The organism is Kitasatospora sp. NPDC001683 (assembly GCF_053596495.1).
Genome location: NZ_JBSFGK010000093.1, coordinates 18466 through 31045, shown reverse-complemented (window position 1 = coordinate 31045; position 12580 = coordinate 18466). Strand labels below are relative to the sequence as shown.

Annotated in this window: 10 protein-coding genes; 3 read left to right on the top strand and 7 right to left on the bottom strand. The window is 70.9% G+C overall.

What is annotated here, in order from left to right:
- Nucleotides 1-98: 98 nt before the first annotated feature.
- Nucleotides 99-3671 carry a bifunctional glycosyltransferase/CDP-glycerol:glycerophosphate glycerophosphotransferase gene (locus tag ACWCYO_RS33360; protein ID WP_270146537.1) on the bottom strand — a complete coding sequence of 1191 codons (3573 nt, stop codon included), beginning with the start codon at nt 3669-3671 and terminating at the stop codon, nt 99-101.
- Between the two features lie 132 nt (nt 3672-3803).
- Here ACWCYO_RS33360 and ACWCYO_RS33355 point away from each other — a divergent pair, with 132 nt between their 5' ends.
- Nucleotides 3804-4802, top strand: a complete 999-nt coding sequence (locus ACWCYO_RS33355; protein ID WP_270146538.1) for a glycosyltransferase family 2 protein — start codon at nt 3804-3806, stop codon at nt 4800-4802.
- 60 nt (nt 4803-4862) lie between these two features.
- The gene (locus tag ACWCYO_RS33350) at nt 4863-5777 is read left to right on the top strand and encodes a YihY/virulence factor BrkB family protein (RefSeq protein ID WP_449786310.1); all 915 of its coding nucleotides are present in this window, start codon (nt 4863-4865) and stop codon (nt 5775-5777) included.
- Between the two features lie 151 nt (nt 5778-5928).
- On the opposite strand, the gene ACWCYO_RS33345 is transcribed toward ACWCYO_RS33350, so the two are convergent.
- Nucleotides 5929-7146, bottom strand: coding sequence for a D-alanyl-D-alanine carboxypeptidase family protein (locus ACWCYO_RS33345; protein ID WP_270146540.1), 1218 nt, complete (start codon nt 7144-7146; stop codon nt 5929-5931).
- Between the two features lie 144 nt (nt 7147-7290).
- Here ACWCYO_RS33345 and ACWCYO_RS33340 point away from each other — a divergent pair, with 144 nt between their 5' ends.
- Nucleotides 7291-7548 (top strand): SCO4848 family membrane protein, encoded by a 258-nt coding sequence (locus ACWCYO_RS33340; protein WP_270146541.1) that lies wholly within the window; start codon nt 7291-7293, stop codon nt 7546-7548.
- A 333-nt stretch (nt 7549-7881) separates the two neighbouring features.
- On the opposite strand, the gene ACWCYO_RS33335 is transcribed toward ACWCYO_RS33340, so the two are convergent.
- The 5 genes from ACWCYO_RS33335 to ACWCYO_RS33315 form a co-directional block, all read right to left on the bottom strand.
- On the bottom strand, nt 7882-8652 hold the full coding sequence (locus ACWCYO_RS33335; RefSeq protein WP_270146542.1) for a succinate dehydrogenase iron-sulfur subunit: 771 nt from the start codon (nt 8650-8652) through the stop codon (nt 7882-7884).
- The gene (gene sdhA / locus ACWCYO_RS33330) at nt 8652-10394 is read right to left on the bottom strand and encodes a succinate dehydrogenase flavoprotein subunit (RefSeq protein WP_270146543.1); all 1743 of its coding nucleotides are present in this window, start codon (nt 10392-10394) and stop codon (nt 8652-8654) included. Before sdhA ends, ACWCYO_RS33335 begins: the two co-directional genes overlap by 1 nt.
- Before the next feature lie 51 nt (nt 10395-10445).
- Nucleotides 10446-10937, bottom strand: a complete 492-nt coding sequence (gene sdhD / locus ACWCYO_RS33325) for a succinate dehydrogenase, hydrophobic membrane anchor protein (protein ID WP_270146544.1) — start codon at nt 10935-10937, stop codon at nt 10446-10448.
- Between the two features lie 8 nt (nt 10938-10945).
- Complete coding sequence (gene sdhC / locus ACWCYO_RS33320; protein ID WP_270146545.1) at nt 10946-11326, bottom strand: succinate dehydrogenase, cytochrome b556 subunit; 381 nt, start codon at nt 11324-11326, stop codon at nt 10946-10948.
- Nucleotides 11327-11858: 532 nt separating this feature from the next.
- A complete protein-coding gene (locus ACWCYO_RS33315; RefSeq protein WP_449786309.1) occupies nt 11859-12452 on the bottom strand; it encodes a 2-oxo-4-hydroxy-4-carboxy-5-ureidoimidazoline decarboxylase in 594 nt (197 codons plus the stop codon).
- Between the last annotated feature and the right edge of the window lie 128 nt (nt 12453-12580).

The following is a 12580-nucleotide window of genomic DNA, read 5'->3' as shown; positions in this document are numbered from 1 at the left end:
ACCGCCTCGGCGCCGTCACAGGCCTCGGCCACCACCTCGATGTCCGGCTGGGCGTCCAGGATCATCCCGAACCCGGCCGCCTCGACAAGGGCCCGGGACTACTCCTTGCGGAGCATCGCGTCGACCACCCGGGCGGCGGCCTTGCCGTCGTCCAGGTCGCAGTACGCCGCGCGGAACGCGGCCGCCCGGTCCGCGTACCCGGCCGCGACCTCGTCCACCCGGCCCAGCGCCTCGACCAGTTCCTCGGAGGTGGCCAGCAGCGGGCCGGGCGCCTCGGCCTCGAAGTTCAGGCTGAAACCGCGCAGGTTGTCGCGGTAGTGCTCCAGGTCGTGGGTGAAGAAGAGCATCGGCTTGCCGGTGGTGGCGAAGTCGAAGACGCTCGACGAGTAGTCGGTGACCAGCACGTCGGTGATCAGCAGCAGCTCCGCCATGTCGGGGTAGCTGCCGACGTCCCAGATGTAGCCGTTGCCGGCGCCCGGGATCTGGCCGCACATCATGTTGTGCCGGCGCACCAGCAGCACCTGGTCGTCGCCGAGCGCGGCCTTGGCCGCCGCCAGGTCGATCCGCAGGTCGATCTGGTAGCCGCCGTTCGGCCGGCGCCGGTCCTCGCGCCAGGTCGGCGCGTACAGCACGACCTTCTTGCCCTCGGGCAGGCCGAGCCGCTCGCGGACCTGTTCCGCCGTCTTCTCCCGGTCGGCCGCGAACAGCAGGTCGTTCCGGGGCGATCCGCTCTCCAGGATCTCGCCCTGGAAATCGAAGGCGCGCCGCAGCACCGGGGCGGACCAGCTGTTGCCGGCCACCAGCAGGCTCCAGTTCGGGACCTCGCGGGACAGGCCCTTGAGGTAGTTCGAGTCGGTGAACCAGACCTTCTCGAAGTCGAAGCCGACCTGCTTCAGCGGGCTGCCCAGCCAGGTCTGGACGACCACCTGGCCGGGCCGGCGGACGAAGAAGTCGGGCAGGTGGGTGCTGGTGACGATGTACTTGGCCGTCGCCAGCGCCTCGAACCACTCCGGGCTCCACAGCCGCACCGCCCGCGCGGTGCGCGGCAGGTCGGCCTGCATGTCGTCGCTGCCCCACAGGTGCTCCAGCGGCAGGCCGCGGCGCACCAGCTCCTCGTGGACCGCCTTCGGCGAGTCGGCGTACACGCTGCCGTGCCCGGCGTTGTACAGCACGGTGTCGCGCACCGGCAGCCGGCGGGCAGCCGGGTAGTCGACGCTGCGGAGCTGGCGCTGGCGGTAGCCGGACCGCTCCTCGGGCAGCAGGGCCGAGTGCGACTCCAGCGACAGGCCGTCGTGGTAGCGGCGCTCCAGCGCGATCCGCTTGCCGCGGGACTCCACCTCCACCGGCAGCGAGCCGAAGCAGTCCGGGGAGATCTGCACGAAGCTGTCCGGCAGGGCGGCGGCCGAATCGCCGACCGGGCGGAAGAAGACCCGCCAGGTGCCGGCGGCGAGCGGGACGCGGCCGGCGAAGGAGGCGGTCGGCACGGCGGGCAGCGCGGTGCGGAACCGGCCGTCCGAGATCTCCACCGGGTAGACGTGCTCCTCCTCGCGCCAGTGGTGCCGGACCACGAGCTCCCAGCGGTGCGCGCCGGGCAGCGGGAACGAGCCGCTCAGCAGGAAGCCGTCCGCGCCGCGCGACGCCACCTCGTCCACCACCGGCTGCAGCAGCTGGTCGGAGAACTGCAGGTGGCCGCTCGGGGAGGGCTTGGTGTAGATCGCCCGGCGCTGCTCGGCCGGCGCCTGCGGGTCCAGCGGCAGGTGCAGCTGCTCGGGCGCGTTGCGGTCGTCCCAGACCAGCGGGAGGACGCTGCCGTCGGCGAGCACCAGCGCGCTGTCCCAGCGGTCGCGGACGCGCTCGGCGGCCACCGGGTCCAGCTCGGCCCAGGCCTCGCGGACGGCGGTCAGCTCGGCCACCTCGACGGACGAGGTGAACGGCTGCAGCGCGCCGACCGGCGCGCCCAGCTCCACCGGGAAGCTCAGCTCGCGGTCCGACTCGATGTGGGTGAGCCGCAGCCGGGCCCCGGCGAAGCTCGCGCCGGAGCGGGCCGCGCCGGAGACCTCCACCCGGTCGCCGTGCGCGGCCAGGCCGGTCACCCGGGCCTTGACGGTCTCCACGTGCAGGTAGACGAAGTTGTCCCGCACCCACGGCACGATCCGCACGTCCGGCTCGACCCAGTGCGGCGGGATCGATTCGGCGGTGTCGTGCCAGCCCGCCGAGATCCGGCCCTTGTAGATGCCGCCCTTGCCCGCGCCGGCCACCAGGACGCGCCAGTGGCCGTCCTTCCACTGGCCACGGTGCTTGAGCTTCTTCGGGTCGAGGGACACGGTGAAGCCGGACCAGTCGCAGTTGTACAGGTCGTGGTTGCAGCTCGCGGTGGCCTCGGGGCTGTACTGGGTCTTCATCGGCACCGCGATCACCCGGCGGCCCTTGGCCTCGCGCAGCACCAGGGTGCGGACCATGTCGTGCTTGTTCGCCGCGCCGAGCTGCTCCGGGTACGCGTGACCGGTCAGCCGCAGCTTCCCGCCCACCCAGGCGCTCTCGTACAGCCGGCTGCGCATGACCAGCGAGTTGTCCAGCTTGAGCACGCCGGACGGCACGCTCTTGCGCCCGCCGCGCAGGAACGGGTAGTCCGCGTACGGCCGCAGCAGACCGCGGGCCTGCACGCCGCCGCCGCTCTCGCCCTCGTACTTGATCTGCTCGACCAGCTCGTCCACCCGGTTCTGCAGGGTCAGGTGGTACTTCAGCCGCAGCGGCGCGCGCAGCTTGCGGACCTGCTCCTGGCCGATCGACCGGAGCAGCCGGCTGACGTGCTGGACGTAGGCGTCCCGGTAGTCCTTGTCGCCGTCCACGACGGACCAGAAGAACATCGGGATCTCCTCGACGAGGGTGTTCTCGTCGTAGGAGCGCAGGTACTCGGCGAAGCGCGGCTCGGTCTGCTTCTTCAGCCAGGCACGGACCAGCTCGACCGAGGCGACCCGGTCGACCAGGCCCTTGGGGTTGGTGCGCATCTGGGTGATCGACATCTCGCCGACCTCGCGCTCGCGCCAGTGGTAGATCGGCTCGGAGAGCACGTCCACGCTCTTGGCGAGGTAGTGGTGCGGCACGCTGACCGGCGCGTCCTCGTACAGGATGCCCTCGGGGTAGAGCAGGCCCGCGGCGTCGAAGAAGGAGCGGCGGTACACCTTGTTCCACGCGGTGCGGTCGGTGACCAGCGCCGGGAGCTCGGTGATGTGGGTCTTGAGCCGGGTCTCCTTGAACGGCTTCGCGTGCCCGCCGGACTGGTAGTAGCCCACCGCGCGGAACCGCAGCACGTTGCCGGTGCAGAAGTCCGAGCCGGTCTCCTCCAGCGTGTTGATCATCAACTCGTACGCACTCGGCGGCATCGAGTCGTCGCTGTCCACGAAGCAGAGGAACTCGGAGTCCGGGTCGATGTGCCGGATGCCGGTGTTGCGGGCCGCCCCGAGGCCCTTGTTCACCTGCCGGACCAGCCGGAACCGCGAGTCCTTCGCCGCGTACGCCTCGGCGAGCGCCGCGCTGTCGTCCTTCGAACCGTCGTCGACCATGACGCACTCGAAGTCCGTGAAGGTCTGGGCGGCGATCGAGTCGAGGCATTCGACGAGGTAACGCTCGACGTTGTAGATCGGAACGACGATGGAGAGGCGGGGAGCCATCGGCTACGCAGGCCTTTCTCGGGAGGAGCGTGGCAGCCCGCAGGGGGTCTGACCGCACTTGGATCGGTGCGTACGTGCGCCCCGATCCTACCTCCGGAGCCCGGACCGCCCCGGGCCCACTACGCTGGCCCCGTGCCCCGCTTCAGCGTGATCGTCCCCGTGTACCAGGTCCAGGACTACCTCTCCGAGTGCCTCGAATCGGTCCTCGGCCAGGGCGGACCCGACTTCGAACTGATCGCGGTGGACGACCGCTCACCGGACGGCTGCGGCGCGGTGCTGGACGCGGCGGCCGCCGCCGACCCCCGGGTCCGGGTGCTCCACCTGCCGGAGAACGTCGGCCTCGGCCGGGCCCGCAACGCCGGCCTGGAGGTCGCCACCGGCGAGTACGTGATCTTCCTCGACAGCGACGACACCCTCACACCCGGCCTGCTGGAGGCCGTCGACGAGCGGCTCGCCGCCACCGGCGACCCGGACGTCCTGGTCTACGACTACGCCCGCACCTACGCCGACGGCCGGATCACCCGGGCCGCCGCCGGGCACGTCTTCGGCGCCGCCTCCCCGGACGTCTTCGACCTCGCCGCCCGCCCCGACCTGCTCGACCTGCTCCAGGTCGTCTGGAACAAGGCCTACCGCCGCGCGTTCATCGCCGACCAGCGGCTGGAGTTCCCGGCCGGCTACTACGAGGACACCCCCTGGACGTACCCGGCGCTGCTCGCCGCCGCGAGCATCACCCTGCTCGACCGGGTCGGCGTGCACTACCGCCAGCGCCAGGAGGGCGGCAACATCCTGGCCACCGCCAGCCGCAAGCACTTCGACGTGTTCGCCCAGTACGACCTGGTGTTCGCCTTCCTCGACCGCCGCCCCGACCTGGACCCCTGGCGCCCGGTCGTCTTCGGGAAGATGCTCAACCACCTCAACACCGTGGTCGCCAAGCCCGGCCGGATCCCGCCCGGCGACCGCCGCGAGTACTTCCGCCGCGCAGCCGCGCACTGCGCCCGGCTGCGCCCGGCCGGCTACCGCCCGCCGGCCGGCGTGGACGGGGTGCGCACCGAACTGCTCGGCCACGGCCGCTACGCCGCGTACCAGACCGTCCGCGCCCTCGCGAAGGCCCGCCGGCTCGTCAACCGCTAGGACCTGTCTCCGGCCCGCGCCTGACGGCCGTTCGGGGGACGGGCCGGTATAACCGGTCGGGTGGACTTCCTGACCCGCCTTCCGGTCCTGGGCCCGCTCGTGGCCCGGGTGCTGCGCAGCCGCCCCTACCGGGTGTACGAGTACTTCGCCGCCGCCCGCGGCAACCGGCTGGCCGGCGCCGTCACCTTCTTCGGCTTCCTCGCCCTGTTCCCGCTGCTCACGGTGGGCCTGGCGATCGCCGTCGCGACACTCGACGGCAGCCAGGTGGACGACCTCCAGCACCGCATCTCCGACCAGCTGCCCGGCCTGTCGGACGCGCTCAACCTGCCCTCCCTGGTGGCCAACGCGGGCGCCCTCGGGCTGGTCAGCGGGGCCCTGCTGCTGGTCTCCGGCCTCGGCTGGGTCAACACCATGCGCACCTCGATCCGGGACCTCTGGCAGCTGCCCGAGGAGAAGGGCAACCCGGTGCTGCGCAAGGCCCGGGACGTCGTGGTGCTGGCCGGCCTCGGCCTGGTGTCGCTGTTCTCGCTGGCCGCCTCCGCCGCCGGCACCACCCTCGCCGGGCGGATCGCCGATGCGATCGGCCTCGGCAGCGGGTACCTGCTGACCGGGGTCGGCGTGGTCATCGCCATAGCGTGCGACATGCTGCTCTTCGCCTACCTGCTGGCGCCCTTCCCCGGGATCACCGGCCAGCGCCGCCGCGACCTGGTGCGCGGTGCGCTGATCGGCGCGGTCGGCTTCGAACTGCTGAAGCTGCTGCTCGCCTCCTACCTCGGCTCGGTCGCCGGGCGGAGCCTGTACGGCGCCTTCGCCACGCCGGTGGCGCTGCTGCTGTGGATCAACTTCGTCAGCCGGCTGCTGATGTACTGCGTGGCCTGGACGGCGACGGCCGACCCGGCGGCCGCCCGGGAGCGGACCAGGGAGCACGGCCGGGCACTGCTGGCCGCCGCCGACGAGTCGGAGGCGGCGCGGTGATTCGCCCGCTCGCCTCCGGGGCGCTCGGGCCCGGTGCCGACGGTCGTCGCTCCGGCACTCCCTCCTGCGTCGGTCGCTTGTCGCTCCTCGCTTTCGGCACCGGCGCGCCCCTTCAGCTCGGGGCGCGGTGATTCGCCCGCTGGGGTCAGCGCTAGTAGCGGCCCGGCGTCTGGCGCCGGAGGAGCACCACGGCGACCGCCCCGACCACGGCTCCGGCCACCACGGCCGACCAGCCGCCCAGCAGGCCCAGCCAGTCGTCCCCGGCCGACACGGCGTCCGGCCCGGCCGGGGTGGTGGAGGAATGCGGCGGCGGGGCGGCGGCACCGGTGGCGCCGGCCGCCTGGCCGGTCGGCTCCCCGCTGCCGGCCGGCTTCTCGCTGCCGGCCGGCTTCTCGTCGACCAGCCGGCCGACCGGCTGGACCTTGCCCGCCGCGGCGAAGCCCCAGTCCAGCAGCTCGGCCGTCTCGTCGTAGACCCGCTGGTAGCTGGCCGGGTGCATCACCGTCACCAGCAGGGTGCGCCCGTTCCGCTGGGCGGCGCCCACGAAGGTCGAGCCGGCGTTGGTGGTGGTGCCGTTCTTCACCCCGATCAGGCCGGGGTACTTGCCCAGCAGCCGGTCGGTGTTGGCGATCCCGAAGCTGCCGCGCCGGCCGGTGTTCTTGTCGACGGCGCCGGGGAACTGGGCGTCCCGGGTCGCGCAGTACATCCGGAAGTCCGGGTTGCGCAGACCGGAGCGGGCGAACAGCGACAGGTCGTAGGCCGAGGACACCTGGCCGTCCATGTCGTAGCCGTCCGGGGAGATCACCTCGGTGTCCCGGGCCTGCAGGGCTTCGGCGCGGGCCTGCATCTCGTTGACGGTCTGCTGGACGCCGCCGTTCATGTGCGCCAGGACGTGCACGGCGTCGTTGCCCGAGCTCAGGAACACCCCGCGCCACAGGTCCTCGACCCGGTAGTCCAGGTTCTCCTTGATGCCGACCAGGCTGCTGCCGGGGCCGATGTTCTGGATCTCCGCGTCGGCGACCCGGTGCACCGCGTTGCGGTCGAACTTGGGCAGCACGGTGTCCGCGAAGAGGATCTTCAGGGTGCTCGCCGGAGGCAGCCTGAGGTGCGGGTTGTAGGACGCCAGTACTTCCCCCGACGTGGCGTCGGAGACTATCCAGGACAGGCCGGTGAGGTCCGTCGGCAGCGCCGGCGCGCCCGCCAGCGGATTGACCTGGACCCCGGGGAGCCCGAGCCGCTCACCGCCGACCGCGGTCGACGGGGGCGGCGTCTGCGGGGCCGCGACCGCCGCGGGGGCGGCGAGCAGAACCGGGAGGGCCGCGGTGACCGCGGCGCACAGCTGCGCGAAGGTGTGACGGGATGTGGACACCGACTGACCGTACCCATCGGGGCGCGGCAGCGTGCGCCACGCCGCACAGGTCCCCCGCATGAGGGGCTCGCCGTAGGCCGATCAGCGGCCCGCGCATACTTGGGGAGGCACACCGCCTCCACACTCCCCGCCGAGGACCATCCCATGAAGCTCAGCCGCCGCACGTCCTGGTTCCTGTCCGCCTTCGGCGTCTGGTCGATCATCATCTGGACGACCTTCGTCAAGAACCTGTGGAAGGACTCCGGCGGCCAGGCCTTCGTGAACGGCGACCACTCCCAGCCCACCGCCTTCTTCTGGATCCACCTGCTGCTGGCGATCACGTCCTTCGTCCTCGGCATCGCCGTCGGCGCCATCGGCCTCCGCGGCCTGCGCGCCACCCGCCGCACCCCGGCCACGGACTGACAATCGCGTTGCCGCCGTCGGCCCCCACCGGCAAGGTCCTCACCGCTCTCACGCGCGTACCCGACGCGCTGATCACAAGGGGTGGGGATCTCCATGACACTTTCGCGTACCCGCAGACTCGGGGGTAGCCGTGGTGACCATGGCCGCCGGCCTGCTCACCACGCCGACGGCGACGGCAAGCTTGACCTGTGGGCCGTCACGGCAGACCGCCGCCTGGTGATGTACAGCGGCTGGACCGGTGCGAACGACCTCGAAGCGCTGAACCAGCGGAAAACCGAGGGCCCCGTCCGATCGGTCGATCGGACGGGGCCCTCGATCCTGCTCAGGCCGGGATCAGAAGCGGCGGGTGACCAGCGCCCGCTTCACTTCCTGGATCGCCTTGGTGACCTCGATGCCACGCGGGCAGGCCTCGGAGCAGTTGAAGGTGGTGCGGCAACGCCACACGCCCTCACGGTCGTTGAGGATCTCCAGGCGCTGCTCGGCACCCTCGTCGCGCGAGTCGAAGATGAAGCGGTGCGCGTTGACGATGGCGGCCGGGCCGAAGTACTGGCCGTCGTTCCAGAAGACCGGGCAGGACGACGTGCACGCGGCGCACAGGATGCACTTGGTGGTGTCGTCGAAGCGCTCGCGGTCCTCGGCGGACTGCAGGCGCTCGCGGGTCGGCTCGTTCCCCTTGGTGATGAGGAACGGCATGACGTCCTTGTACGCCTGGAAGAACGGGTCCATGTCCACGACCAGGTCCTTGAGGACCGTCAGGCCCTTGATGGCCTCGATCGTGATCGGCTTCTCCGGGTTGACGTCCTTGATCAGGGTCTTGCACGCCAGCCGGTTGCGGCCGTTGATCCGCATGGCGTCGGAGCCGCAGATGCCGTGCGCGCAGGAACGGCGGTAGGTGAGGGTGCCGTCCTGCTCCCACTTGATCTTGTTGAGCGCGTCCAGGACGCGCTCCTTCGGGTCCATGGTGAGCTGGTAGTCCACCCACACCGGGTCCGGGTGCTCCTCCGGGTTGAACCGGCGGACCCGGAAGGTGACGGTGATCAGCTGGGTGCCACCGGCCTCGGCCGCGTCCAGAGCGGCCGAGTGCTCCACAGTCGGAGTGCTCATCAGTACTTACGCTCCATCGGCTGGTAGCGGGTCGTGACGACCGGCTTGTAGTCGAGGCGGATGGAGGTGCTGCCGTCGGCGGCGACCTCCTGGTACGCCATGGTGTGCTGCATGAACTTCACGTCGTCACGGGTCGGGAAGTCCTCGCGGTAGTGGCCGCCGCGGGATTCCTCGCGGGCCAGCGCGGAGACGGCCAGCACCTCGGCCAGGTCGAGCAGGTTGCCCAGCTCGATGGCCTCCAGGAGGTCCGTGTTGTAGCGGAAGCCCTTGTCCTGGATGGAGACGTTCTTGTAGCGCTCCTTCAGCGCGGCGATGTCCTCGACCGCCTGCTTCAGGGTGGCACCGGTGCGGTACACCATCGCGTTGGCGTCCATGGTCTCCTGCAGCTCCTTGCGGATCTGCCCCACGGACTCGGTGCCGGTCGCCTCGCGCAGCTTCTCGACCATGTTCTGGACCAGCTCTTCCGGGTTCTCCGGCAGCGGGACGAACTCGTTGGCGTTGGCGTAGTCGGCGGCGGCGATGCCCGCGCGACGGCCGAACACGTTGATGTCCAGCAGGGAGTTGGTGCCCAGGCGGTTGGCGCCGTGCACGGACACGCAGGCGACCTCGCCGGCCGCGTACAGGCCCGGGACGACGTCGGTGTTGTTGCGCAGGACCTCACCCTCGACGTTGGTCGGGATGCCGCCCATGGCGTAGTGCGCGGTGGGCTGGATCGGGATCGGGTCCGTGTAGGGCTCGATGCCGAGGTAGGTGCGCGCGAACTCGGTGATGTCCGGCAGCTTGGCGTCCAGCTGCTCCGGCGGCAGGTGGGTCAGGTCCAGGTAGACGTGGTCGCCCTCCGGACCGCAGCCGCGGCCCTCGCGGATCTCGGTGTAGATCGCGCGGGAGCAGACGTCACGGGACGCGAGGTCCTTCATGACGGGGGCGTAGCGCTCCATGAAGCGCTCGCCGTCCTTGTTGCGCAGGATGCCGCCCTCGCCGCGGGCGCCCTCGGTGAGCAGGATGCCCATGCGCCAGATGCCCGTCGGGTGGAACTGGAAGAACTCCATGTCCTCCAGCGGCAGGCCGCGGCGGTAGGCCACCGCCTGGCCGTCACCGGTGAGGGTGTGGGCGTTCGAGGAGACCTTGAACATCTTGCCGGTGCCGCCGGAGGCGAACACGACGGCCTTGGCCTGGAAGACGTGGATCTCGCCGGTGGCCAGCTCGTAGGCGACGACGCCGGCCGTCTTGCCCTCGTTGATCAGCAGGTCGAGGACGTAGAACTCGTTGAAGAACTCGACGCCGTGCTTGACGCAGTTCTGGAACAGCGTCTGGAGGATCATGTGGCCGGTGCGGTCGGCCGCGTAGCACGAGCGGCGGACCGGGGCCTCGCCGTGGTTGCGGGAGTGACCGCCGAAGCGGCGCTGGTCGATCCGGCCCTGCTCGGTGCGGGAGAAGGGGAGGCCCATCTTCTCCAGGTCGAGGACGGCGTCGATGGCCTCCTTGCACATGATCTCGGCGGCGTCCTGGTCGACCAGGTAGTCACCACCCTTGACCGTGTCGAAGGTGTGCCACTCCCAGTTGTCCTCCTCGACGTTGGCCAGCGCGGCGCACATGCCGCCCTGGGCCGCGCCGGTGTGGGACCGGGTCGGGTAGAGCTTGGTCAGGACGGCGGTGCGGCTGCGCTGCGTCGACTCGATGGCCGCGCGCATGCCGGCGCCGCCGGCGCCGACGATGACGGTGTCGTACTGGTGAATCTGCATGGGGGGTTAACTCGCCTCTGGCCTCTGCCGATGGTCGATGGTGCTCGCGGCTCAGATGTTGGGGTCGAAGGTGAAGATCACCAGGGTGCCGAGCAGCACGGTGAAGACCGTGGCGGTACCCATGAGCCCCTTGAGCCAGAGCCGGGTCGAGTCCTTCTCGGCGTAGTCGTTGATGACCTGACGCATGCCGTTGGCGCCGTGCAGCATGGCGAGCCACAGCATCAGGAGGTCCCAGCCCTGCCAGAACGGCGAGGCCCAGCGGCCGGCCACGAAGGCGAAGCCGATCTTGGAGACGCCGCCGTCCATGATCAGCATGATGAACAGGTGGCCGATGATCAGGGCGACCAGGACGATGCCGGACAGGCGCATGAAGAGCCAGGCCAGCATCTCGAAGTTGGTGCGGGTGCGGCGCGGGGTCTTCGCGGTCCGCTTGCGCGGCGGCTCGATGACGAAGGCGTCGGCCGGGTTGCCGGTGCCGAGGCCCTGGCCGGTGTGCGCCTGCTTCGAGGGGACGACGAGCGCGTCGGAGATTTCCGTGGACATCAGTCAGCTCACTTCCCGAACCAGGAGATCAGCGTGTGCTGCAGGATCCCGTAGAAGGAGCCGGCCATCAGCAGGACCCAGACTCCGACGACGGTCCAGAGCATCTGCTTCTGGTACTTCGGGCCCTTGGACCAGAAGTCCACCGCGACGACGCGCAGGCCGTTGAGCGCGTGGAACAGGATGGCGGCCACCAGGCCGTACTCCATCAGGTTCACGAGCGGAGTCTTGTACGTCTTAATGACGCTGTCGTAGGACTCCGGCGACACTCGCACCAGGGCGGTGTCCAGGACGTGGGCGAACAGGAAGAAGAAGATGAGGACGCCGGTGACTCGATGAGCCACCCAGCTCCACATGCCTTCCCGGCCGCGGTACAGCGTTCCAGCCGGCACGGAAAAACCCTCCGGAAGCGATTGGGGGCTCGGCCGGCTTCGGTGTCGGTCAGCCCGGCCGGGTACGGTCCACCGGCCGCCAGCATCCTATCGACGCCTTGTCGGGAACCGCCTCCGGGGCCCCTATGTGTGATCAATCAGGCACTTCTGGCCTAGCGGGGCGGGAACCAAACCCAGTCTACTCACTCTGGGTGACAGGGGCGTCGCGCCACGGTGGCGGCCGGTTCGCCGGCGCCGCCGGGCCGGACGGGCGGGTCGTCCGGCGGGCGGTGCGGGGGCGGGGCTCAGCGCGCCTTCGGCTCGGAGGCGAGCGGGTGAATCACCGCGCCCCGAGCCGAAGGGAGTGCCGGAGCGACGACCGTCGGCACCGGGCCCGAGCGCCCGGGAGGTGAGCGGGTGAATCACCGCGCCCCGAGCCGAAGGGGCGCGCCGGTGCCGAAAGCGAGGAGCGGCAAGCGGCCGACGCAGGAGGGAGTGCCGGAGCGACGACCGTCGGCGCCGGGCCCGAGCGCCCCGGAGGTGAGCGGGTGAATCACCGCGCCCCGGCCTCCGAATGGGTGGCGACCAGGTGCTCCAGGCGGGTGAGGGCGATCCGTCGGAGCTCGTCCGCCGCGATCAGTCGCTCCTCGTCCGGGTCGTTGGCCAGCCGGGTGCGGATGGAGGAGAGCACGGTGTCGAGCATCTCCTCCGGGTCGACGCCGTCCAGGCAGACCACGAAGACGTGGCCGAACCGGGCCTCGTACGCGGCGTGGGCGGCCCGCAGTGCGGTGTGCGCGGCCTGGCTGCCCGGCGCGCGCATGCCGAGCAGCGGTTGCGGCATCCAGCTCTCGTCGGCCAGTGCCTCGGCCAGGTCGGCCGGGCGCAGGTCGTAGGAGGCCTCGCTGGCGGCGGCCAGCAGGGACCCTAGGTCGGGGTACGGACGGTGTGCGGTGAGCCGCAGGGCCCAGCGGTGGCTGCCGCAGCAGGCCAGCAGGGCCTCCTCGGCGGCGCCGGCGTCCGCTTCGTTGAAGCGGTGCAGCCCGAGGAGGGCCGGTTCGGTGCTGGCGTCGGGCCGCTGTGACGGGATGTCGCTGGCCAGCGGGTCCTCCTCGGGAGGGCGGGAAGGGGCCGGTGGGTGGTGGAGCACCTGAAGTATGGGGCCGCGGAGGGGGCGCTCGGCGCCGGTCGGGCAGCTCCTCAAAGGTAGTTGAGTGGTAATCAGTTGGGGAGGGCGCACGCGGAATTCATCCGGACGAGCTATCAAGTTGTGACGTT

Bases quoted from the DNA above. Each gene is read 5' to 3' on its own strand.
- ACWCYO_RS33335 (WP_270146542.1), bottom strand. From the start codon at position 8,652: ATGAGCACTCCGACTGTGGAGCACTCGGCCGCTCTGGACGCGGCCGAG.
- sdhA (WP_270146543.1), bottom strand. From the start codon at position 10,394: ATGCAGATTCACCAGTACGACACCGTCATCGTCGGCGCCGGCGGCGCC.
- ACWCYO_RS33340 (WP_270146541.1), top strand. From the start codon at position 7,291: ATGAAGCTCAGCCGCCGCACGTCCTGGTTCCTGTCCGCCTTCGGCGTC.
- sdhD (WP_270146544.1), bottom strand. From the start codon at position 10,937: ATGTCCACGGAAATCTCCGACGCGCTCGTCGTCCCCTCGAAGCAGGCG.
- ACWCYO_RS33360 (WP_270146537.1), bottom strand. From the start codon at position 3,671: ATGGCTCCCCGCCTCTCCATCGTCGTTCCGATCTACAACGTCGAGCGT.